The organism is Bifidobacterium stellenboschense (genome assembly GCF_000741785.1).
GTDB classification, from domain to species: domain Bacteria; phylum Actinomycetota; class Actinomycetes; order Actinomycetales; family Bifidobacteriaceae; genus Bifidobacterium; species Bifidobacterium stellenboschense.
Genome location: NZ_JGZP01000016.1, coordinates 1 through 23,598 on the forward strand (window position 1 = coordinate 1; position 23,598 = coordinate 23,598).

Here is a 23,598-nt window from a genome sequence, read left to right on the forward strand (position 1 = left end):
AGCGCAGCGCCGACGCGGCCGCCGCGAAGGCCGCGTCGCAGCGCAAGCCGGGCGAGCTGTTCTCCGCCGCGATCAAGCAGCAGCTCGGCGTCGTGTTCGGTCGCATGGCGCGCCCGGTCACGCTCGCGTTGGAACTCGACGACACCCCGCTGTCCGCGGAATTGCAGGGATTCATCGGCGAGATGATCGCGCTGTCCGGCGGCAAGCTGAATTCGGTGGCCGTGGATGCGTCCGGGGTGATCACGGCGGTGGATGGTGCGTCGGCGCCGGCCGGTCTGGTCGTCGGCGAGCCGTTGGAGATCGTCGCTTCGGCGGGCGGTGCCGGTGATGGTGGGACAGCTGGTACCGGTGATGCGGCTAGCGCCGGTGCCGTGCTGCCGGTGTACGGCACGCTCGACGATTCCGGCCGCGCCGAATTCGACCCGTCCGGCGTGATGCCGGCGGCCCGTCCGGCCGTGCGCATCTGCGTGGCCGATGATTCCGCTGGTGACGGCGCTGGTGCTGGTGACGGGGCCCGTCTCGTCTTCACCGGGCTCGCCTTCCATGGCGTGCCGTCCGGCCACGAGTTCAACTCGTTCGTGCTGGGCCTGTACAACGCGGCGGGCCCGGGCCAGCCGCTCGACGACGACCTCAAGGCGCGGGCCGCGGCGATTGCCGAGACGACCGATGTGATGATCCTCGTATCGCTCACCTGCACGATGTGCCCGGAGACGGTGCTCGCCTCGCAGCGCATCGCCTCGCTCAACCCGCTCGTGCGCGCCGAAGCCTACGACGTCTCGCACTTCCCGGAACTGCGTGATCAGTACGGCGCGATGAGCGTGCCCTGCATCGTCATCGACAAGGGCGGCGAGCAGAAGGTCGAGTTCGGCAAGAAGAACATCGCCCAGATGCTCGATTTGCTGGGTGCGTAACGGAGGTTGTGCCGCATCCTTCTCCGTCCGCTTGCAATAGTTCTTACATGTAAGAACTAAGAGTTAACATGTTAGAACTATTGCAAGTAGATGAAAGATGAGAGGAGGCGGCATGCTGCCGGATAAGGAAAGCCTGACGGTGGAGTTCAAGGGCGAACAGTACCGTCCTCAGACTGATGATGAGATCGTCGATAATGTGGTCGCATTGGCAAACACGAAGGGCGGTGCTCTATACCTCGGCGTCGAAGACGGGGGAACCGTAACAGGCGCGGACAGACGGCATTGCAACATCAACGGGTTGGCCGCGTTCATTTTCAACAAAACCGTTCCGCAGCTCTCAACGCGTGTCTCCTTGCTCCATGAGAACGGTTTGCCGGTGGTTTCCATCGAAGTGGACAATAGCCAGCAGATTGTCTCCACCAGCCAAGGAAAAACACTGCAACGACGCCTGAAAGCAGACGGTACGCCCGAAGTCGTTCCTCTGTTCGTGGCACAGTTCATCAGCCGTCTATCCCAGCAACGTTCGTATGATTTCAGTGCGCAACCGGCCCCCGAAGCACGGCTGTCTGATTTGAATCCGGAAGCGCGAAATAAATTACGGAGCAGTATCCGCAGCGCCAATGCCCAAAGCTCATTGCTGTCTTTTGACGATGTCGATTTCGACAGGGCGTTGGAATTGGTCGTTGACGGACCGGACGGTCCGCAGCCTTCCGTCGCCGGCTTGTTGACCATCGGCACAATTGATGCCATCCGACGTTCGGTCCCCGCGGCATCCGCCGTATTCCAAGTGATGAAGGGCATGTCCCCGAAGGTCAATACCGACCCGTTCGTACGGCCTTTGGTGGACATGTTTGACCGTATCGATGAGTTGATGACCCCATGGAATCCAAGTCACGAAATCATGAGCGGCCTGATTCGCGTCGATTTGCCGGACTTCGACCACACGGCGTTTCGCGAGGCTATGATCAACGCCTTCTGTCATCGGGACTATGCGCAAATGGGCTCGGTAAGGTTCCTGATCGACGATGATGGATTAACCATAGCCAATCCCGGAGGATTCATCGAAGGCGTTTCCGAAGACAACTTGCTTACCGTGCAGCCACGTTCACGCAATCCCCAACTTGCGCTGATTCTGAAGGCCGCCGGGTACGTTGAACGGACCGGACGCGGAGTGGATGCCATCTATGCCGGATCCATCGCGTCAGGTGGGGCCTTCCCGGATTATTCCGAATCGAGCGCCGAAGAAGTGGTGCTGTTCCTACGCCGTGTAGTGCCGGATGAGGCGTTCATCGGCATGATCAGCGCGGAGGAACGTCGACGGGGGGCGCCGCTGTCGGTTTGGTCGTTGATAGTGCTTTCCTTGCTGCGCGAGCATCGACGAATGACCATGACGCAGTTGTGTGACTTCTCCCACCTTGAACGTAGACGTATCGTCTCTTCCATCGAAGCGCTTGTGGAGGCCGGCTTGGTGGAAGCCGTTGGTGGGGGAGCCTATCGGTCGTATATGCTGAGTGCCCAAGTGTATAAGCGTTCGGACGGGCTGAAGTCCTATATGCGTCAACGCAATATCGATGCCACACGGCGTGAGGGCCTTGTTCTGGGATTCATGGAGAACAATGATGGCATAGCCACTACCGCCGATGTCATGGATTTGTTCGGTCTGAGTTACATCAGCGCTTATCGGCTGCTGAAGAAACTCGAAGATGCCGGTACGATCCGTCGTGAAGGGAATGGCCCATCGTCTCGATACGTGCGTGTGTAATCCACGGGGTCCGTGAATGGTGGCATCACGGACCCCGTGATTGGGCTGGTCGACCCGTGTATTGTCAGTAGCGCGTCAGGCGGCCTTGCCGATGGCGGGGCGAGCGGGACGTGCCGTCTCGGGGGCCGGAGTCGGGGCCGCGTCGCGGACGGTGACGCGCTTGCCGGCGGCCTTGACCAGGGTGACGCTCACCAGCGCCACCACGTACAGCGCGGTGAGCACCGGGATCAGCGCGGCGTAGCGATGCGCCTGATCCGGCGCGTGCGTCACCACGAACGAAGCCAGCTGGTTGCCGGACAAGCCGGCGAACGCCCACGCGCTCAGCGTGAGTCCGTGCGTGGTGGAGACGGTCTTCGTGCCGAAGTGCTGGTCGAGCAGCACCGGCAGCGTGGAGAATCCGCCGCCGTAGCCCGCGTTGACGAGGAACAGCATGGCGAGCACCGCCCACAGCAGGGCATTGTCGATGCTGTTAATCGCGATCTGCAGCAGGCAGACGGCGATCGACATGACGAAGAGCACCTGATACACGCTCTCGCGGCGCTTCAAGTGGTCGGAAAGCGTGGAGAAGCCCACGCGGCCTGCCGTATTGAACACGGAGTCGACGGCCAGCACCAGTCCGATGACGCCCGCGGAGGCCGCGGAGAACGCGCTCGGACTCAGCGAGGAGTAACGGGGCAGCGCGGCCAGCACGTCGTGCAGGATGTCCTTCTCCTGGCTGATGAGCGCCAGACCGCAGGTGATGTTGAGGTAGAACGCGATCCAGATGCCCCAGAACACGGGCTTCGTGAGGATCGAACGGCGGCTGACATGCGAGGTGACCGGATCGTACGTCCAGCCGGCCGGACGGCGGATGAGCAGGAATCCGGCGAGCATCATCACCGCGTAGATCGCGGCCAGCACGTAGAACATGTTCACGAGGCCGACCGCGCCGATCAGGAGCTCCATCAGCGGGCTGCCGATCGCCTTGGCGAGACCGAATCCGGCGACCGCGATACCCGTGGCGAGGCCCTTGTTGTCCGCGAACCAGAGCATCAGGTTCTTGACCGGCGTCAGATAGCCGACGCCGAGTCCCACGCCCATGATCGCGCCATAGCAGATGAACACGCCCGGCAGGAAGCCCAGCGCGATGCTCGCGCCCGTGCCCGCGAATCCGGCCACGAAGCAGATCATCGAGACGAGCGCCGACTTGCGGATGTCCTTCTCCACCATCGGCCCCGCGAACGCGGCGGACATGCCGAGGAAGAAGATGGCGAGCGAGAACGCCCATTCCACGGAAGCGGGTGCGACGTGCATCTGGTCGGCGATGAGCTGCTTGAACACGCTCCAGCAGTAGACGGTGCCGATCGGGATGTGGATGAGCAGTGCAGGTGCGATCGCGCTGGTCCAACGGTTCGCGGTGATCTTCGCCATGCGCGGGGTTCCTTTCGTAGCGGGATACGATGGCCTGCCGGCATGCGCAAGGGGTGGATGGGCGCCGAGCCGTTCCGCGCGGAACGGTCATGCGAAACGATTGCGTGCACGCTGATCGTGCGATGATGCGGAATCCGCATGTCATAGGTCATATGACGTGCACGATGATTCACATCATGCGCATCGCGGATATCCGATGTTTCAACCGAACATCTCCGATGTGTGTTTCGCCGGCGTTCTTGCCCCCTGTCGACGCCGACAAAAAGCACTATAACGAGGATTCATACCATGGCTCGCGGAAGGGCGGTGGTGTCCCGTGTGAGAAAGTTCACACGCTTTCGCAAGGGTGGCCGTGTCGTGATGCGGACTCGGAAAACGCCCCCGCCGGCGGGGCTGGCGGTGCGGGCGTGGATGGTGAGGGCGCGGTGCCGGAAACGCCCCCGCCGGCTGGGGCTGGCATTGAAGTGGAGGCACCTGACAACGCGCCCGGGGAGCGCCCCCGCTGGCGGGGGCTGGCAGCCGAAGGCTGACTGGGGGTGGTTCGCGTCGCCGGTGTGCAGGCCCCGCCCGGATTGCCCGTCCGGATCACCCGTCTGGACCACCCCCACCCGCTTCGCCGGGAGCCCCCGCCGGCGGGGCGGTTGTGTGGACTTGCCTTCGGCGAGACTGTGTTGATTCGCGGCTTCGCCGCGGTGACGGGAAAAGGAAAGGGACCGCTGAGTCGCGGTCCCTTGCTGTATTGGCGGTGATTTGCGCGCGCGAAGCGCACAAGCGCAAATCACCGCCTACGTTTGCGGGTTTGGAAGCCCACTGGGCTTCCAAACCGGTTGTTGCAGCGCGAGCTGCAACAACCGACCGCAAACGTCAGCCCGTGTTCTGCAGGCCGGCGGCGACGCCCGACACGGTGCAGAGGATGAGATAGATGAACTCGGCCTGCTGGCTCTTGGAGAGCTCTTCCTTGTCCACCTTCTTACGCAGCGAACGCAGCGCGAGCACCTGGGTGACGGACAGCGCGTCCACGTAGGGGGAGCGGATTCGGATGGCCTGGCCGAGCACGTGACGGTGCTGGAGCGGCCACTTGTCGCCGACGATGGCGAGCACCCACTTGCGGGTGAGCTCCATCTCGTGCATGACCTTCTCCGGCAGATCGGTGCGGTCGTCCAGCGCCAGGTACATCTTCGCGATGCGCTCGTCGGTCTTGGCGAGCGACATCTCGATGTTGTCGATGAACGTGGAGAACAGCGGCCACTCCTCGTAGGCCTGGCGCATCGTCTCCAGATTGCCGAACTTCTCGCATGCGGTGCCGAGGCCGTACCAGGCGGCCAGGTTGATGCGGGCCTGGGCCCAGGAGAAGATCCACGGAATCGTGCGCAGATCGTCGAGCGACTTCGCGCCGAGGCCGCGCTTGGCCGGGCGGGAGCCGATCGGCAGCAGACCGATCTCGGTCAGCGGCGTCACGGTGGAGAACCACTGCGCGAAATCGGGCGTGTGCAGCAGGTCGAGGAAGCGCTCGTGCGCTGCCTCGTCGAGCTCGTGCGCCATCTCCGCGTACTTGACGGTCATGTCCGTGTTGCGCTTCTCGACGCTCGGCGCGGACTGGAGCAGGGTCGCCGCCGCGACGGACTCGACGTGGCGGATGGCCAGCACCGGGTTGCCGTAGCGGGCGAAGATGACCTCGCCCTGTTCGGTGAGCTTGAAGCGGCACTTGACGGAACCGACCGGCTGGGCGAGCACCGCACGGTTGGCGGGGCCGCCGCCACGACCGACGGCGCCGCCGCGGCCATGGAACAGGGTCAGGTCGATGTCGTGCGACTTCGCCCACTTGGCGATGCGCTCCTGCGCGGAGTGCAGGGCCAGCGTCGCGGAGGTCGGGCCGGCGTCCTTCGAGGAGTCGGAGTAGCCGAGCATGACCTCGAGCTTGTTGCCGGTGGCCTTGAGACGAGCCTGCACTTCGGGGATCTTGATCATGTCCTCGAGCACGTCCACCGAGTTCTGGAGATCCTCGAGCTGCTCGAACAGCGGAATCACGTCGATGGTCGGCACGTCCTCCGGATGCGCGAAGGCGAGACGGTTCAGCTCGTAGACGTCCTTGATGTTCTGGGCGCTCTTCGTGAACGAGATGATGTAGCGGCGGGCGGCCTTCGTGCCGTTGCGCTTCTGGATGGAACCGAGGGCGCGGAAGGTGTCGAGCACCTCCTGGGTCATCGGCTGCAGATCGCCGCGCTCGCCGTGCAGGCCGTGCTCGCGGATGTCCGCGAGAGCGCGCGAATGTACGACGGAGTGCTGACGGAACTCCATCTCGACCATGTGGAAGCCGAAGGTCTCGGCCTGCCAGATGAGGTCCTGCAGCGGGCCGTAGGCGGAGCGCTTGGCGCCCGCGTCGGCCAGCGACTTCTGGACCGTCTTCAGATCGGCGATGTAGTCCTCGCACGTGTGGTACATGAGGTCGGCGTCGCGCTCGATCGTGTAGTGCAGGCGGTCGGCGATCACCAGCATGACGGCGCGGTGCAGCTCCTTGGTGGAGATCAGCGCGGCCTTGTCGGTGAGCCTCTCGCTCATCTCCTTCTGGTGGCTCCACAGCACCTTGAGCTCGGAGCTCGGCGGCGTGGTCTCCGCTTCCATCGTGAGGTTGCGGCCCACGGTGCGGGTGGCCTCCTCAAGGGCGGCGAGCACATGGTCGGAGAACTTGCGGGCCACCTGACGGCTCACCTTGGCGGTGACGTTCGGGTTGCCGTCGCGGTCGGAGCCGATCCAGCTGCCCGGGTGGAAGAACGCGGGGCAGACGGGCTCGACGAGTCCGGCCTTGTCGCCCAGCACCCAGTCGTCGAAACGACGGTAGACCTGCGGAATCGTGTGGAACAGCGTGTTGTCGAAGATGTCGAGGATCGTGTCCGCCTCCTCGACCGGGGTCGGCTTCTTCAGCGCGATCGGCGAGGTGCGGAACAGCGCGTCGATCTCGTTGTAGAGGCGGCGGCTGTTCTCCTTCTTGTCCGAGCCGCCGAGCGTCTTGTGCGCGGTGAGCAGTTCGGAGATGCGGCGGATCTTGCCTTCGACGGCCTTGCGTCGGGCTTCGGTCGGGTGCGCGGTGAACACCGGGTGGAACTCGAGTCGGTCGAGCAGTTCCTTCGCCTTCGCCGGGCCCATCTCGTTGATGAGCTGGTGGTAGGCGACGGTGAGCTCGTTGATCGGGTCCACGGCGCTGTCCTCGGTCACCTTGGCCTCGCGTGCGTGCAGCACGGAGACGCGGTAGTCCTCCTCGCACAGGTTCGCGAGGTGGAAGTAGGTGGCGAATGCACGGGCCAGCAGCTGGGCGTCGTGGAGCTTCATCTTGTCGATGGTCTCCACTGCCTTCTTCAGTCCGTCGTGATCCGGATCGGGATCGACCATGACGCCTTCGAAGTGTTCGGCGCTGGCCTCGACCGCATACTGGCGCACTTCATCGAAAGTGGCGAGCAATTTGGGATCGAACTCGCCGAGCACGTCGCGCAGAATGCGCAGGCACAGATCCATATCGCTGGCGAGTGATTCAGGAAGATGACGCTCTTCGGGACCCTTGGTTCCGGTGCCGGTCGAGACTATCGTCGCGTCGGCGGGCGTGATCTGCTGATCGTTATCTGTCATCAGACCTCCTTCTGCCACGTTGAGGGTTGCTCGGTCTGCCGATCGTCCATGGCTCCTCCATGGTTGTTGAGATCGGCCGTTGCGAGCCCACAGCCCTGCGCAGCGTTTGGTTGTGGTCGTCATTGTAGCCACGCGTAATCGCACTTCATGTTACGAAGTCCATTTTTTGTGCGCGATAGTGAGTGGATTTTGTGCGTTTGTCGAATCGTGACGCCGGAAAGTCCGGTATGTGGACTCAGTGGTGGGCGACGGCGATTGTGCCGATGATTGCGGGCATGCCGCGCGGTAGTAATGGACAGCGTGAGTGAGAGCCAAGAACACAGCCAGCATCAGGGCGGCGAAACCCCGATCCAGGGGCATGCCGACATCAGGAACAGCCATGAGCACGGCGCGATCGCCGTCCAGCATTTCCACACCCACTCCATCCCGTTGGACATGGAGGACATCGAACGCGATTGGGACAAGCCGATCGCCGAGGCGGGCATCGCCGCGAAGGCCAGCGTGATCGTGCGCGTCGGCCTGCTCGACCTGTCGGCCGGCACCGGATCGTTCCGCGTGCGCGAGATGATGCACCGCATCGCCTACCCGCTCGGCGTGCATGTGCGCGCCGACGTCAACCTCACCGACATCGAAGCCGCCTGCACGGACGGCAAGGACCGCATCACCGAGGTCATCGACCTGCCGAGCACCGGCGTCAACACCGAACGCATCTGGCTGCTCGAGCATTTCGCCGATTGGTTCAGCGTGAACCTCGGCGAGGAGAGCATGTACCACGTGCAGCCCGAGGTCTCGCAGGGCCTCATGCAGCATCTCGACGCGAAGGACGCCTCGCAGGTCTCCGCCGACCTCTCCAAGCAGTTGCGCAAAGAGGAGAAGGAAGAGAAGGAGGAGGCTCGCGAGGAGGCTCGCGAGGAGCGCGTCGCCTCCCGCCCCGGTCAGGACGCCGTGCTCGACGCGTTGGAGGACGCCAGCCGCCACAGCGATCCCGGCGATCCGCGCGCCCACCAGCTGCGCGTGCACGAGGACGACTGGTCGCAGTCCGCGATGACCCAGTCGCTCGCCGCGCGCGCCGCCGACGAACAGGCGCGCGAGGCCGAGCGCGAAGCGGGACGCACGGCGGGCGCCGCCGAATCCGCCGTCAAACCGTCGCGCCGCCGCAAGTCGAAACTGGCCGACAGCAAACCGCCGAAGGAATACGCCGAACACTTCGCCGACGGCTCGTCCGCGGCGAACGGCCGCGGCAGCCGCGGCATCACCGTGCGTCAGGCGCACCATCGCCTCGACATGATCGAGCACCGCAAGCCGCTCTACTCGCCCGCCTTCGCCGGACTCGCCTCCGCGATCGCCTGCGCGTCCTTCGTGTTCCTGCTCGGCGGCGGCCCATACGACATGATCGGCGCGTTCTTCGGCGCCGGACTCGGCCACTGGCTGCGCCGCCGCCTGTTCAAGCACCATCTGAACCAGTTCTTCGTCACGTTCGTGTGCGTTGCACTCGCCGCGCTCGTCTGCACCGGCACGCTGCGTCTGATCGGCCTGTTCGACCCGATCGCATTGCAGCACGACACCGCGTACATCGGCGCGATGCTGTTCGTCATCCCCGGATTCCCGCTCATCACCAGCGGCCTCGACATGGCGAAGATCGACTTCCCGTCCGGCATCCAACGTCTCACGTACTTCCTGTGCATCGTGCTGATGGCCACGCTCGCCGGCTGGATGGTCGCCTCGATCGTGCACCTCAACCCGACCGGATTCGAGCCGCTCGGCCTCAACGTGTGGGTGAACGGCGCGTTGCGCTTCGTGTTCGCGTTCCTCGGTGTCTGGGGCTTCTCCGTGATGTTCAACTCGCCGCAGCGCATGTGCCTCGTCGCCGCGATCATCGGCGCCATCACCGATACGCTGCGACTCGAGCTCGTCGACCACGGCGTGCCGGCCGAGGCGGGCGCGTTCATCGGCGCCCTCCTCGCCGGCCTGCTCGCCACCGCGTGGCGCTCGTCCGTGCGCAAGGGCTGGCTCGCGCCGCACTTCGGCTACCCGCGCATCTGCCTGACCGTGCCGTCGATCGTGATCATGGTGCCCGGCCTGTACATGTACCAGGCTATGTTCCACCTCGGCTCGTTCGACACGCTGACCGCGCTCGACTGGGCGTTCAAGGCGTTCATGGTCATCGTCTGCCTGCCGATCGGACTGGCGATGGCCCGCGTCATCACCGACAAGTCCTGGCGCTACGACATCTGATTCGCTCAGCATACGAGACGTCGCCGTGGGATTGTCCGCACTTTCGGGGAAGGTCGGCGACAGTACTAGGAATTCCCAGAGAGAAACCCACGGTCGTCACCTGCCGGCATCACGCGTCTGCGCGGCACCGTGGATATTTCGGATAAGGCGGTTAGCGTGGCGAACGATTTCTGGATTCTGCTGGCCATGGTCATCTATTTCGCGGCCATGCTGTCCATCGGATTCATCTACTCGAAGCGGTCCAACTCCTCCTCCAAGGAGTACTTCGCGGGCGGCCGCGGCGTCGGGCCGTGGCTGACCGCCCTGTCCGCCGAAGCCTCCGACATGTCCGGCTGGCTGCTCATGGGCCTGCCCGGCCTCGCCTACTTCACCGGCGCCGCCGACCCGATGTGGACCGCGCTCGGCCTCGCCATCGGCACCTACCTCAACTGGAAGATTGTCGCCCGTCGACTGCGCCGCTACTCGGTCGTCGCCGGCGACGCGATCACCATCCCCGACTTCTTCGCCAAACGATTCCACGACAAGAAAGGCGTCATCTCGACGATCTCCGCGATCATCATCCTCGTCTTCTTCTGCGTGTACGTGGGCAGCTGCTTCGTGACCGTCGGCAAACTATTCACCGCCCTGTTCGGCTTCGACTACCACCTGATGATGGTGCTCGGCGCGCTTGTCGTATTCGTGTACACGATCGTCGGCGGCTACCTGTCCGTCGTGATGACCGACTTCATCCAGGGTCTGCTCATGTTCTTCGCGCTCGCCGTCGTGTTCGTCGGCACGGTCGCCTCCGCCGGCGGCATCGGCGAGACCGTCGCGTTCCTGCGCGCGATCCCCGGCTTCATCTCCGGCACGCAGGTCGCCTCCCCGACGCTCGACCCCGAGACCGGCAAGCAGATCGTCGAGGCCGGCAAGGCCGTGTTCGGCGCTCCGACCGACTATGGCATCATCACGATCGTCTCGATGCTCGCGTGGGGTCTCGGCTACTTCGGCATGCCGCAGGTGCTCGTGCGGTTCCTGTCGATCCGCGACGCCGAGGAGGTGCGCAAGTCGCGTATCATCGCCACCTCCTGGTGCGTGCTGTCGCTCGCCAGCGCCGTGTGCATCGGCCTCGTCGGCCGCGCGATGATGCCGACCCACCTGCTCACCGGCACGGACGCGGAGACCATCTTCATCGTGCTCGCGCAGACGCTGCTGCCGAGCTTCGTGTGCGGCGTGGTCGTCTCCGGCATCTTCGCCGCGTCGATGAGCTCCAGCTCCTCGTACATGATCATCGGCGCCTCCGCGATGGGCGAGAACATCTTCCGCGGCCTGCTCCACAAGAAGGCCACCGACCGTCAGGTGATGATCGTCGCGCGCATCACGCTGGTCCTCATGTTCCTGTTCGGCTGCCTCGTCGCCTACGACCAGAACTCCTCGATCTTCCAGGTCGTCTCCTACGCGTGGGCCGGCCTCGGCGCCTCGTTCGGCCCGCTCATGCTGTGCGCGCTGTACTGGCGCCGCGCGAACAAGGTGGGCGCCGTCGCCGGCATGGTCTCCGGCACCGCCACCGTGTTCATCTGGCACAATCTCGTCAAGCCACTGGGCGGCGTGTTCGCGATCTACGAGCTGCTGCCCGCGTTCCTCGTCTCGCTGCTGTGCATCGTCGTGTTCTCGCTCGTCACCGAGAAGCCGAACGACCGGATGCTCTACGAGTTCGACCACTACATGGACGACCCGCTCCCCGGCACCCTGCCATCCGGTTCCGTGCTCGTCGACGAGCCGATGGAGGCCATGGCCGAGGAGGTGAGTGGACAGCACGGTGTGCTGTCCACCGACTCGGCCGGAGAGAGGCGATAGCCGAGCGACGGCAGGAGATCGCCTCGCCGTAGGCGAGTCGTTGCGTCACCGGCAAGTAGCCTCGGCTCTTTTCGGCCCCCTCTGACGAGGGGGCTCCCGGCGTAGCCGGGTGGGGGAGAGATACCGTCGACGTTACGTTCCGGCTATCTCTCCCCCAGTCTCACTGCGTTCGACAGCCCGACCGCAATCAAGGACAGCCTGCGGCTGGCTTCATATCAGCTCGCTGTCGCTCGCCTTCGCCTACGGAGAGCCCGCCGGGCTCTCCGCTTCACGGCTCAGCCTGTCAGAGGGGGCCAAGAGAGGCATCGTTCCTCAGTACGTCCGTCGTCCGGCGAGGAACGTCATCGCGACGTGGTTGCGCATCGCGCGCATCGCCTCCGGCGTCTCCATCGCGTACGGATCGGCGTCCAGCAGCACGAAATCCGCGTCATCGCCGGAACGCAGATACCCGCGACCGACCTCGGTGGATGCCGCGAGCGCGACGCGCAGCGGCAGACGCTGCTCCGGCTGGAACGGTTCGCGCGCGGAACTCTCCGTCGCGAACACGGCCGCCGAAATCGCCATCCACGGATCGAGCGGCGCGACCGGCGCATCGGAGCCCAGACGAAGCCGCGTGCCCGCCGCATGCAGCGAGCGGAACGCGTACGGGACGCCGGCCGGATTCGCCCAGAACCGGTCGATCACGTCGCGGTCGTCCATCGCATGCTGCGGCTGGACGCTCGCCTCAAGGCCGAGCGCGGCCAGACGTGGGATGTCCTCGCGGCGCAGCATCTGCGCGTGCTCGATTGACCCGCGTGCGTGCGTGAGCTCCGCCGCGTCGAGCACGACCGCGTTCGCCTCGTCGCCGATTGCGTGGCAGGCGATACGGAAGCCGTGTTCGGTGGCGAGCCGCATGTAGCGCGCGATCTGGCTCGGCGTATAGCTGAGCGTGCCGTACGTGGCCGGCGTGATGCCCGAATACGGCTTGGAACAGTAGGCGGAACGCGTGTTGAGCGAGCCGTCGGAGATGAGCTTCATCGCGCCGACCTCGCCGAGTCCGCGGCTGCCGGGCAACGGCTTGCCGGTATGCCAGCCGGCTGCGATGGCGGCCTCCATCCGTTCCGGGTAGACGCCCGCCTTCACGCGCAGTCCGTCGATGCCAGCGGCGAAGCGCGCGATCCACGTGTCGATGTTCTCCGCCATCTCGTAGTCGCGGATTGCGGTGACGCCCTTGCTTGCGGCATCCTTCTCCGCCTCGCGCAGCAGCCGATCGGTCTCCTCGGCCGCGCCCGGCGCCTTGTCGAACTTCGTGTATGCGTCGAACCATTCGAGCTCGCCGACGAGCCCGGTCTTCGCGTCCGCATGCACGCCGAGACGGCGTGCGGCCGCCGAATTCACCCATCCGCAGTGCATGTCCGCGCTCGACAGCGCCACCGGCTGCTCGCCGGCCGCCGCATCGATCGCGGCGAGCGTGGGCTGCTCGTCATCGGCCCACAGCGAGTGGCGGAAGCGCATGCCCACCACGAACGCGTCCGGGTCGAGCGTGCCGGCCGCACGGCGCGCGTCGAGATGCGCGCGCAGCATCGCCATCGCCTCGGTGGCGGATTTCGCGTCGATGAGATCGAGACGGCCGAGCGTCTTCGACCATTGCGTGAAATGCGTGTGGCAGTCGACCAGCCCGGGGATGACCCACAGGCCGGTCGCGTCGATGGTTTCGTCCGTGTCGGGCCGTGCGACGGCGGGGCCGACGGCCGTGATCTTCCCGTCGCGGACGACGAGGTCCACACGCTCGTCGCCGCCGGGGACGAGCGCGTTGAGGATGTTCAGCGATGTACCCATGAACGCCATCATGCCACTTGGATGTGAGCGCACACACCTGCTATCCGACCCATGGAAAACAAGCCGGCCAACTCCGGAGGATACGTTTCCGAGGTTGGCCGGCTTGTTGTTGTGTCGGTCAACCCCTGGAATCCCCAAATGCAGGTTGGCCGGCGAATTGGATCAGTACTTCATGCCCATCGCCTCGCGCACCTCGTCGAGGGTGGCGTTGGCGATCTCGTTGGCGCGCTTGTTGCCGTCGTGCAGCACGTCGCGGATGTAGTCCATGTCCTTGGCGAGCTCTTCGCGGCGCTCGCGGTGCGGGGCGAGGAACTCGTTCACGGACTCGGTGACGTATGCCTTGAGCGCGCCGGCGCCGGCGGAGCCGATCTCGGCGGCGATGTCCTTCGGGTCGCGGCCGGTGACGAGGCCCGCGGTGGTGAGCAGCGCGGAGACCTCCGGACGGTTGACCGGGTCGAAGGTGATTGTGCGCTCGGCGTCGGTCTTGCTCTTCTTGATGAGCTTCGCGGTCTCGGCCGCGGTGGCGCCCAGCATGATCGAGTTGCCGTAGGACTTGCTCATCTTGCGGCCGTCGAGGCCCGGAATCTCCGGGGCATCGGACAGGATCGCGGCCGGCTCCGGGAACACCGGGTGCTTCTTCGCGTAGCGCTCGTTGAAACGGCGGGCGATCGTGCGCGTGATCTCGATGTGCGGCAGGTTGTCCTTGCCGATCGGCACGACGTTCGCCTTGCAGAAGAGGATGTCGCACGCCTGATGCACCGGGTAGGTGAGCAGCAGGCCGGTCAGCGCGTGGCCGGAGGCCTCCATCTCCGACTTGACGGTCGGGTTGCGGTGCAGTTCGGCCTCGGTGACGAGGGAGAGGAACGGCAGCAGCAGCTGGTTCTCGGCCGGCACGGCGGAGTGCGCGTAGATCATCGTCTTCTTCGGGTCGATGCCGGCGGCCATGTAGTCGAGCACGAGGTTGAGGACGTTGTCCTGGATGTGTTCGGTGGTGTCGCGGTCGGTGATCACCTGGTAGTCGGCGATGATGATGTTCGAGTGCACGCCCTTGTTCTGCATGGCCACGCGCTCGCGGATGGAGCCGAAGTAGTGGCCGAGGTGCAGGCGGCCGGTCGGGCGGTCGCCGGTGAGCATCGTGAACTTGCCCGGGTCGGCTTCGAGCTTGGCGAGCGTCGCGTCCGAGCGCTTCTTCGCCGCCAGGAAGCTTGCGCTCATCTCGTTGCCGGCCGCCGTGACCTGCGGTTCGGTGGTCTGCGCCTGCGTGGTCTGCGCCTGCGTTTCGTCCGTCATGCTCATCGTCCTTTGATTGATGGGGGCAGCCCGATCGGGCGCGTGTCGCCGTCGCGGGTTGTGTCAAAACCGTGCAAAATATCGCTTTTATCGTAAAAGCGCGAGCCGACAAGCCCGCAGCGGAAAACAAGTGGTACTCTTCTTAGTTGATGAATCGATAGCAAGCATTATTTTCAGGGGGTCACATGGGCCGCGGACGTCAGAAAGCCAAGCAGCAGAAAATTGCCCGTAAGCTCAAGTATCTGACAACCGACACCGATTACGACGAGCTTGCCAAGGAGTTGAGCGGCCAGGAGCCGGGGACCGGCTCGGTCGACCCGTTCGCCGACCTCGACGATCACTACGATGACCACTATGCGGACGTCGCTTCGAGCGATTCCGCCCGCGACGCGGATGATGCCGCCGGCAAGTCCGCCGCCCCCGCCGAGGACGACCTCGACGAGTACGCCAAGTGGGCCGCCGAGGCCGCGGCGAAGGCGACCAGCGGCGAATTCCCGAAGACGTCGGCCAAGCCGGCCGCGCCGAAGCCGATGCCTCCGCACAAGCCGATTCGGATGCCGATGCCCAGCGCCCTCAAGCCCAAGAAGGCCTGAGCTCACGCCTCCAGCGGCAGCAGCCATCCCAGATCGTCACGTTCGCCGACCGCGCTGATGCGGCCGGCGTCCTTTTCCTCCGCCCACGTGGTCACGCCGGTCGCGACGCGCAGCCACACGTCCGGATCGAGTTCGATCACATCCGGCGGCGTGAGGTTGTGCGGATCGGATGCCGGTCCGTCGAGGATCTTCACCGCGCCCCACGGCGCCACGCGCACCTCCACGCCCGGCCCGGGCGCCTTGCGTTCCAGCAGGTGCAGCGAGTAGCGCACGGCCATCGCCGTCGTCGGACGTGCCAGCCGCGGCGCGATCGACAGCCGCGCGTCGCGCGTCGCGTCGTCGTCGCCGCCTGCCGCGCGCGCGTCCGTCATCATCGTGTATGCCGCGGCGCGCCACGCGTCGTACGACTGCCTGCCGCGCGCCAAATCCTTCTCCAGAATCACTGCCATAACCGCCATTGTGCCGCGACCCCTGCCGTGCCATGCGCGCGGCGAACACGCGCCTTGGCGCTCTCGTTGGGGCTACGTAGTAGAGTGGCCAGTGTTGACCGATGAAAACGTATGCACGATGCCGTGCGAATGTAACGCACTGTTCATGTATGTGTTGGGATGCGCCCCGCGGCGCGTCTTATGATGGTCAGGGAAGTCCCTCCCCGGAAGGAAACGAGAATACTATGACCGAGATTACCGCTCCGAAATCTCCTGTCACGGCAGAGCAGTTCGCCGATGAGATTCGTGAACAACTGAAGTACAGCCAGGGCGTTACCGTCGAGCAGGCCACCGCCGCCGACGTGTACGTCGCCGCTTCGAAGGCCGTCCGCAACCATCTGCAGGATGTGTGGATGGACACCCAGGCCAGGACCGCCAAGGGCGAGACCAAGACCGTCGCCTACTTCTCCGCCGAGTTCCTCATGGGCAAGCAGCTGGAGAACGCGCTGCTCAACGCCGGCCTGACCGACCAGTTCGACAAGGCCGTCGAAGCCCTCGGCTTCGAGCCGAAGGACATCGTCGACGCCGAGTACGAGCCGGGCCTCGGCAACGGCGGCCTCGGCCGTCTCGCCGCCTGCTACGTCGACTCCCTCGCCTCGCTGGGCGTGCCGGCGTTCGGCTACGGCATCCAGTACCGTTACGGCATCTTCAAGCAGACCTTCGATGAGAACGGCAAGCAGGTGGAGACCCCGGACTACTGGCTCAAGAACGAGGAGCCGTGGGGCCACATCGACTACAACCGCGACCAGAAGGTCTCCTTCGGCGGCGAGGTCGTCGAGGAGAACGGCAAGCGCGTGTGGAAGCCGGCCTGGTCGGTGCGCGCCATCCCGGTCGACTACCTCGTGCCCGGCTACAAGTCCGGCAACGTGAACACGCTGCGCCTGTGGACCGCCCGCGCCTACGACGAGTTCGATCTGCTCGCCTTCAACCGTTCCGAGTACATGGAGGCCGTCAAGCCGCAGGTCGCCGCCGAGAACATCTCCAAGATCCTCTACCCGGAGGATTCCACCAAGGTCGGCAAGGAGCTGCGCCTCGAGCAGCAGTACTTCTTCGTCTCCGCCTCCCTGCACGACGCCATCCGCTTCTTCTACCCGGGCGAGGACAAGCCGGATCTGACCACCTTCGCCGACAAGATCTGCTTCCAGCTCAACGACACCCACCCGGTGATCGGCATCCCCGAGCTGATGCGCATCCTCATCGACGAATACGACTACGACTGGGACACCGCCTGGAGCATCACCACCAAGGCGTTCAACTACACCTGCCACACGCTGCTGCCGGAAGCCCTCGAAGTCTGGCCGGCCAGCCTGATCGGCGAGCTGCTGCCGCGTCACCTCGAGATCATCGAGAAGATCAGCGACCAGTTCAAGGCCGAGCTCAAGGGCAAGGGCGTGGACGACGCGACCATCAACGACATGGCGATCTACACCGGCGACGCCGTGCGCATGGCCTACCTCGCCACCTACGGCGGCTCTTACGTCAACGGCGTGGCCGCGCTGCACTCCCAGCTGCTCAAGGACATGACGCTGAAGAACTTCTCCGACGCCTACCCGTCCAAGTTCACCAACGTGACCAACGGCGTCACCCCGCGTCGCTTCATCAAGCTCGCCAACCCGCGCCTGTCCGACCTCATCACCGAAGGCCTCGGCACCGACAAGTGGATCTCCGACCTCGACCTGCTCGAAGGCCTGGAGCCGCTGGCCAACGACGACGAGTTCGTCAAGAAGTTCGCCGCCGTCAAGCAGGCCAACAAGCACGCCTTCGTCGGCTTCGCCAAGGATCACTACGGCATCGACATCGACGAGAACACCATGTTCAACACGATGTGCAAGCGCCTGCACGAGTACAAGCGCCAGAGCCTGAAGATCCTCGCCGTCATCTCCCGCTACGCCGGCATCAAGAACGGCACCATCAACGCCGACGACGTGCTGCCGCGCACCGTGTTCTTCGGCGCCAAGGCCGCCCCGGGCTACTACCTGGCCAAGATGACCATCCAGCTCATCAACAACGTCGCCCGCGTCGTCAACAACGATCCGGACGTTAAGGGCAAGCTGGCCGTCCACTTCCTGCCGAACTACAACATCGAGATGGCCCAGAACCTCATCCCGGCCACCGAGCTCGACGAGCAGATCTCCCAGGCCGGCAAGGAGGCCTCCGGCACCGGCAACATGAAGTTCGCCCTCAACGGCGCGCTCACCGTCGGCACCCTCGACGGCGCGAACGTCGAGATCCGCGAACGCGTCGGCGCCGAGAACTTCTTCCTCTTCGGCATGAACGTCGACGAGGTCGAGTCCCTCTACGCGACCGGCTACGATCCGGCGAAGTACTACGAGTCCGATCCGCGCCTCAAGCAGGCCATCGACCTCGTCGCCGGCGGCACCTTCTCCGAGGGCGACCGCAACGCCTACGCGCCGCTCGTCGCCGACTGGCTGACCAAGGACTGGTTCATGACGCTCGCGGACTTCTCCTCCTACGCCAACATCCAGGCCCAGATCGAGGAGCTGTACACCCACCCGCTCGACTGGAACCGTAAGGCCCTCCTCAACGTCGCCCGCTCCGGCTTCTTCAGCTCCGACCGCGCGATCGAGGATTACCTCAAGGACATCTGGCACACCGGCCCGCTCGCCTGATGATGGAGTGTCCTCCGCGGTGTGATCTGGCCCCCGCCGGCGGGGGCTGTCGGCGGTAGCCGACTGGGGGTGGTCTTTTCCGTTTGCGGAGCGGCCACCCCCACCCGCTTCGCGGAAGCCCCCGCCAGCGGGGGCGAGTCCGTTGTCTGTCGGAAACGCAGGAAAGCCCCGCAACCTTTATCAGGTTGCGGGGCTTTCCGTATGCTCACGTGGGTATTCACGGGCGGTCATCACGCATATCATGCATGGATGCCCACCCGAGGAAACACTCCCGAGGGAAACACTCAGGCTTCGGCGGCGGCTTCCGGAGCATCCTCGGCGGGAGCCTCATCGGCCTCCTCGTCCTTGCCCTTGTTCAGGCCCAGATCGACCGGCGAGGAGCTGTTCTCCCACGGCTCCTCCCACGGATCGTAATCCGGGTTCTGCTGCTTGTAGATGTACAGGCCCACCAGACCTGCGAGCAGCGCGCCGAACAGCAGCGCAAAGAACTTCCAACCGTTCGAAGACTTGTTCTCCATGACGGCTCCTTTCCCATTCTCGTCGGCCTGTCCGTTCAAGCCAACCCTGCAACCCATCATAGGCGCGGTTATGTGTGGATTGGGTGGAACGACACCGGGGATTCTCCCCGCCCGATACGATGACACCATGCAGATGCGATTCCCGACGAAACGGCAGATCCAATACGAGTGGCGCAACGGCGGCCCGGTCGTCACATGGACGATCATCGGTCTGTGCGTGGCCGTGTGGGCGGTCGAGATGCTGCTCAGTCTCGTCGCGCCCGCCGCGTTCAACGCGTTCGTCGGTTCCGGCATGGTGATGCCGCTCACGATGCTCGCCAAACCGTGGACGATTCTCACATCGATGTTCCTGCATGCGCCGAACTTCATGCACATCCTGTTCAACATGATCGCGCTCTGGTCGGTCGGCCCGATGCTCGAACGGCTGATGGGCCATTGGCGGTTCCTCGCGCTGTATCTGATCTCCGGGTTCGGCGGCGCCGTCGGCATGCTCGTCTGGTCGCGCGTGACCGGCGATTGGATGACCGCCGCCTATGGTGCGTCCGGCGCGCTGTTCGGCCTGTTCGCCGCGGTACTCGTCGTGTACCGTCGCGTCGGCGAGGACATTCGGTCGATGATGATCTGGATGGCCGTCAACTTCCTGCTGCCGTTCGTGGTCGGCGGCATCGCATGGCAGGCGCATGTCGGCGGATTCGTGGTCGGCGGTGCACTCACCTGGCTGCTCGTCGCCGGTGTACCGGCGCTGCGGCGTCGTTCCTTCACCCAGCGCATGTGGATCTACGGTGGTGCGATGGTCGTGCTCCTGATCGCCGTGATGCTGCTCTGCGCGCCGGTATGGTGAGCACAACGGCTCACCCATATATGGGTGATTCGGTGGATAATCACACATATGTAGTTTTCCACAAATGTGGAAAAACGTGTGGATAACTTGGGGATAACCAGTTGATAACCGGTGGACAACAGTGGATAGATTCCGTGGATAAGTCACATAATCGTTGATATCGCAACGATTATGCGTTGTGGACAACGCGCGTCCGAAGTTATCCACAACGTTGTTGTTCACCGTGGATTACACCGTTTTCCGCACATGCTGGCCCTTCGCGGTGGATAACCTGTGGATTTCGGTGGACAACCGGTGGATAAGTTGTGCACAACTGTGGATAACCTGTGGATAACCCTGTGAGTGTCGTCCGCAGTCCCAGTATTTCCAATGTCTGAGGCTCTGTGGATAACTGTGGATAATTATCCCCGTCTGTTATCCACAGTTATCCACTGTGGTGGTGGGATGCGAGCTTCGGTCCGGTCCACGTGCTCGGACGGGATTGAACCACGCGGATTGCTCGCATGCGAGGGCGATTGCGCCACATAAGGGGCGCCTGGAGCTTGTGTGGCATGGTCCCATGCCACACAAGCTCCGAAACGGTCGATTGCGTCTTGCGTGGCGTTCGTATGGTGCGATACTGCTCCACGTAAGCGCCGAAAGGCCGTGTGACGCCTGTTGTGGCACGGGCAGTTCGCCACACAAAGCTCACGAATGTGATTCCGCGTCTTGTGTGGCATGAAATCGCGCCGCACAATCCCTCATTCGCCCGATTCCGCCCTTGTGTGGCGCATCGCCGTGCCACACAAGACCCGCCGGAGCTGTTGTGGCACGGCAGTCCGTGCGCAAAGGATTTGCGCGCGGGTGATATGACGAAGGGGTGCGGCTCATTCATGCATGAATGAGCCGCACCCCCGACAACTAATACGCTGGACGCGCTGTCGTTCAGCGCCACCACATGGTCATGAGGAAGCCGATCATGATGATCACGAAGCCGATGAGCAGGTTCCAGGCGCCGATGTTCGGAATCGGGTAATTGCTGGTCAGGTAGTAGCAGACGACCCACACGAGGCCGATCACCATGAGGATGCAGAACAGCGGCACGAACCAGCGTGGGTTCGACTTGGTGCCCTTGATCGTCTCCTCGACGCGGCGGGTGTTCTCCTCCTGACGGGCCATCATGCGCTTCATCTGCGGCGTCATCGACGACTTGTCGGCGGTGGCGTTCAGGACGGCTTCGACCTGATCCATGTCCACGGTGAACCCGTTGTCGGTGGAAGCCTCATCAGAGGAATCGGACTTGGCGTCCGCGTCCGCAGTCGTGGCCGCATCCGTCGCGGTCTCGGACTGCCAGTCCTTCTGTCCCCTCGAATCGTTCTCGTTGAGCTCTTCGTCAGCCATCAGCGTAGTCTCCATTTCAATAGGCTAGAAGTCATCATAGTGGTTACACTCGAAAGCGGCGAACAATGCCCGCCATGATGGTCTCGGGTGCGGAACCTATGCGCGAATATCGTGCGCGAATCGCACGATTCGCGCACGATATTCGCGCGGAGACGGGATGATGGCGGGACGGCCGGGGCACAGACGAAAGGCGAGCGTATGGCCAGACACGGCGGCAGGCATATCGCGAAACGATCCTTGCGGGGGAGCGTCACCGTCATGGTCGTCGTGGCGCTCACCGGCTATCTGCTCGTGACGAATCTGCGCGCGAACCGTACCGCCGTCGTCAATTCGGACACGGCGCAGCTGGTCGAGCAGCGTGTCAAGGAGGTCGACGGCCTGTCCGCCGACGTGAAGAAGCTCAGCTCCGACGTGAGCACGCTCACCGAACTCACCGCGAAGAACAGCGACATTCCGGCCACCAGCGAGGATTCCGGTACCGGCACCACGCTGCCGAAAGTGGAGGGTCCCGGCATCGCCGTCACGCTCGACGATTCGCCGATGTGGGAGCAGGCGGTCGATTCGTCCGGTTCCAGCGACGATATCGACAAGTACGTGATTCACCAGCAGGATCTCGAAGCGGTCATCAACGCCCTGTGGGCGGGCGGCGCCGATTCGATGCAGTTCATGGATCAGCGCATGCTGTTCAATTCGGCGGTCATCTGTTCCGGCAACGTGGTCTCGTTGCACGGCAAGAAATATTCGCCGCCGTTCACGATCTCCGCGATCGGCGACCCGGATCAGCTCGTCAAGGCGCTCGACGATTCTCCGGCGATCGAAATCTACAAGCAGTATGTGAGCGCGTTCGGCCTCGGATGGAAAGTGGAACGCAAGAAGAGCCTCACGTTCGACGAGACGCCGTCCCTGCTGCAGCCGCTCAAATACGCGACGGTGGTCAAAGGCAAGAACGACGAGACCAGCACGGACACGACGGACGCGCAGTCCGGCGACACCGCGTCAGGCCGATCCGCGACGGAAGGGAAGTAACGACAGATGAAGCACAGCGCACGTCACGGCGGCAGCACACCCGTCACCACGCCCGTAACCACCACCGCTCCCAGAACAACCGGAACCACTCCCGGCCCCCGCGCCTCCCGCGGCAGGTCCGCGCGCCGCAACGGCCCGTTCTGGCAGGCGATCGGCATCCTCGCGGAGATCCTCATCACGCTCGCCGCGATCTGCGCGCTGTACATCGTGTGGCAGATGTGGTGGACCGGCGTCGAGGCGGAACGCACGCAGGTCGAGACCCGCCAGCAGGTCTCCTGGTCCGACCCGTCCAAGAACGGCGGCGAGACGACGATCGCGAAGGCGCAGTCCGGCGACGCCCCCGTGCAGCCGGAGTCGGCGAGCTACGGCGACCTGATCGCGCAACTGTACGTGCCGCGCTTCGGTTCGGGCTGGCAGCGCAACATCGTCGAAGGCACGGACGCCGCCCAGCTGGCCCGCCACGGTCTCGGCCACTACGAGAACACGCAGATGCCCGGTCAGGTCGGCAACTTCGCCGTCGCCGGACACCGCAACGGCTACGGCGAGCCGCTCGGCGACGTCGACAAGCTCCAGACGGGCGACGCGATCGTCGTGCGCACGAAGGACTACTGGTACGTGTACACGTTCACCCAGTACAAGATCGTGCTGCCCGAAGACGTGTACGTGATCGCCCCCGACCCGTTCAACAGCGGCCAGCAGGCCACGAAACGCATGATCACGCTCACCACCTGCGAGCCGAAATACTCGACGCCGACGCATCGTTGGATCGTGTGGGGCGAACTCAAATACTGGGCGAAGGTGTCCGACGGCATCCCGCAGGAGCTTGCCACCACCGACGCGTCCGGCAAGGTGAAGTTCGCGAGCAACAGCACCACCGCCATGTCGCTGCCCGCGCGCATGGGCTCGATGAAGCCGGTTGTGATCGGCGCGCTCGTCGCCTGGATCGTCCTGTTCATCGCCGCCGCGGTCGCATGGCGTTGGCCGGCGCGCGCCGCAATCCGCGCCGGTCGCCGCCCGCGTCCCGACGCGAGCATCTACGGCGGCCTGCTGCGGCTCCAGCCCGGCGTGCTGCCGGTGCGCGTCGTGCTGCTCGCGCTGCTGTGCGTCGCCGCCGCGGCGGCCTTGTTCGAGTGGACGTTCCCGTGGGCGGCCACCACTATCCCGTTCCTCCAGCAGATGAGCAATTTCGCGGTGACGTCGTGACGCGTCCGTGGCGCGGGAATCCCGCGGCCACGTCGCGCG

Annotated in this window: 16 protein-coding genes; 9 read left to right on the plus strand and 7 right to left on the minus strand. The window is 64.4% G+C overall.

Translation table 11 applies throughout. From position 1 onward, the window contains the following. Together BSTEL_RS08195 and BSTEL_RS08200 are read left to right on the plus strand one after the other, a co-directional pair. A partial coding sequence (locus BSTEL_RS08195) for a thioredoxin family protein (protein WP_034529440.1) occupies positions 1 to 911 on the plus strand: 911 nt, incomplete at its 5' end. 112 nt (positions 912 to 1,023) lie between these two features. After that, positions 1,024 to 2,673, plus strand: coding sequence for an RNA-binding domain-containing protein (locus BSTEL_RS08200; protein ID WP_051922983.1), 1,650 nt, complete (start codon positions 1,024 to 1,026; stop codon positions 2,671 to 2,673). Positions 2,674 to 2,748: 75 nt separating this feature from the next. Here the strand turns inward: BSTEL_RS08200 and BSTEL_RS08205 are convergent, their stop codons facing one another. Together BSTEL_RS08205 and BSTEL_RS08210 are read right to left on the minus strand one after the other, a co-directional pair. Next, the gene (locus BSTEL_RS08205) at positions 2,749 to 4,083 is read right to left on the minus strand and encodes an OFA family MFS transporter (protein ID WP_084686204.1); all 1,335 of its coding nucleotides are present in this window, start codon (positions 4,081 to 4,083) and stop codon (positions 2,749 to 2,751) included. Between the two features lie 864 nt (positions 4,084 to 4,947). Continuing rightward, positions 4,948 to 7,704 carry a phosphoenolpyruvate carboxylase gene (locus BSTEL_RS08210; RefSeq protein ID WP_034529444.1) on the minus strand — a complete coding sequence of 919 codons (2,757 nt, stop codon included), beginning with the start codon at positions 7,702 to 7,704 and terminating at the stop codon, positions 4,948 to 4,950. A gap of 435 nt (positions 7,705 to 8,139) precedes the next feature. Between BSTEL_RS08210 and BSTEL_RS08215 the strand changes: the two genes are divergently transcribed. Together BSTEL_RS08215 and BSTEL_RS08220 are read left to right on the plus strand one after the other, a co-directional pair. Beyond that, positions 8,140 to 9,939, plus strand: a complete 1,800-nt coding sequence (locus BSTEL_RS08215; RefSeq protein ID WP_420796403.1) for a threonine/serine exporter family protein — start codon at positions 8,140 to 8,142, stop codon at positions 9,937 to 9,939. A gap of 156 nt (positions 9,940 to 10,095) precedes the next feature. Then, entirely contained in the window at positions 10,096 to 11,772 is a 1,677-nt protein-coding gene (locus BSTEL_RS08220) for a sodium/proline symporter (protein ID WP_156963237.1), read from the plus strand. Positions 11,773 to 12,084: 312 nt separating this feature from the next. Here BSTEL_RS08220 and BSTEL_RS08225 read toward each other — a convergent pair whose 3' ends face one another. Next, positions 12,085 to 13,599, minus strand: coding sequence for an amidohydrolase (locus BSTEL_RS08225; protein ID WP_034529446.1), 1,515 nt, complete (start codon positions 13,597 to 13,599; stop codon positions 12,085 to 12,087). A 153-nt stretch (positions 13,600 to 13,752) separates the two neighbouring features. Continuing rightward, a complete protein-coding gene (trpS, locus tag BSTEL_RS08230; protein WP_034529448.1) occupies positions 13,753 to 14,880 on the minus strand; it encodes a tryptophan--tRNA ligase in 1,128 nt (375 codons plus the stop codon). A gap of 185 nt (positions 14,881 to 15,065) precedes the next feature. Between trpS and BSTEL_RS08235 the strand changes: the two genes are divergently transcribed. Further along, positions 15,066 to 15,473: a DUF3073 domain-containing protein gene (locus BSTEL_RS08235; protein ID WP_034529449.1), complete on the plus strand. Its 408-nt coding sequence runs from the start codon at positions 15,066 to 15,068 to the stop codon at positions 15,471 to 15,473. 2 nt (positions 15,474 to 15,475) lie between these two features. Here BSTEL_RS08235 and BSTEL_RS08240 read toward each other — a convergent pair whose 3' ends face one another. Further along, positions 15,476 to 15,922, minus strand: coding sequence for a sterol carrier family protein (locus BSTEL_RS08240; RefSeq protein WP_034529452.1), 447 nt, complete (start codon positions 15,920 to 15,922; stop codon positions 15,476 to 15,478). A 224-nt stretch (positions 15,923 to 16,146) separates the two neighbouring features. On the opposite strand from BSTEL_RS08240, the gene BSTEL_RS08245 reads away from it, so the two are divergent. Beyond that, entirely contained in the window at positions 16,147 to 18,591 is a 2,445-nt protein-coding gene (locus BSTEL_RS08245; RefSeq protein ID WP_034529455.1) for a glycogen/starch/alpha-glucan phosphorylase, read from the plus strand. 284 nt (positions 18,592 to 18,875) lie between these two features. On the opposite strand, the gene BSTEL_RS08250 is transcribed toward BSTEL_RS08245, so the two are convergent. Beyond that, a complete protein-coding gene (locus tag BSTEL_RS08250) occupies positions 18,876 to 19,109 on the minus strand; it encodes a hypothetical protein (protein WP_034529458.1) in 234 nt (77 codons plus the stop codon). 133 nt (positions 19,110 to 19,242) lie between these two features. Between BSTEL_RS08250 and BSTEL_RS08255 the strand changes: the two genes are divergently transcribed. Beyond that, positions 19,243 to 19,950, plus strand: a complete 708-nt coding sequence (locus BSTEL_RS08255) for a rhomboid family intramembrane serine protease (RefSeq protein ID WP_034529641.1) — start codon at positions 19,243 to 19,245, stop codon at positions 19,948 to 19,950. 924 nt (positions 19,951 to 20,874) lie between these two features. Here BSTEL_RS08255 and crgA read toward each other — a convergent pair. After that, complete coding sequence (gene crgA / locus BSTEL_RS08260) at positions 20,875 to 21,330, minus strand: cell division protein CrgA (RefSeq protein ID WP_034529461.1); 456 nt, start codon at positions 21,328 to 21,330, stop codon at positions 20,875 to 20,877. A gap of 198 nt (positions 21,331 to 21,528) precedes the next feature. Between crgA and BSTEL_RS08265 the strand changes: the two genes are divergently transcribed. Together BSTEL_RS08265 and BSTEL_RS08270 are read left to right on the plus strand one after the other, a co-directional pair. After that, complete coding sequence (locus BSTEL_RS08265) at positions 21,529 to 22,356, plus strand: DUF881 domain-containing protein (protein ID WP_051922984.1); 828 nt, start codon at positions 21,529 to 21,531, stop codon at positions 22,354 to 22,356. A 6-nt stretch (positions 22,357 to 22,362) separates the two neighbouring features. Continuing rightward, positions 22,363 to 23,559 carry a class E sortase gene (locus BSTEL_RS08270; RefSeq protein ID WP_084686206.1) on the plus strand — a complete coding sequence of 399 codons (1,197 nt, stop codon included), beginning with the start codon at positions 22,363 to 22,365 and terminating at the stop codon, positions 23,557 to 23,559. The last annotated feature ends 39 nt before the right edge of the window (positions 23,560 to 23,598 follow it).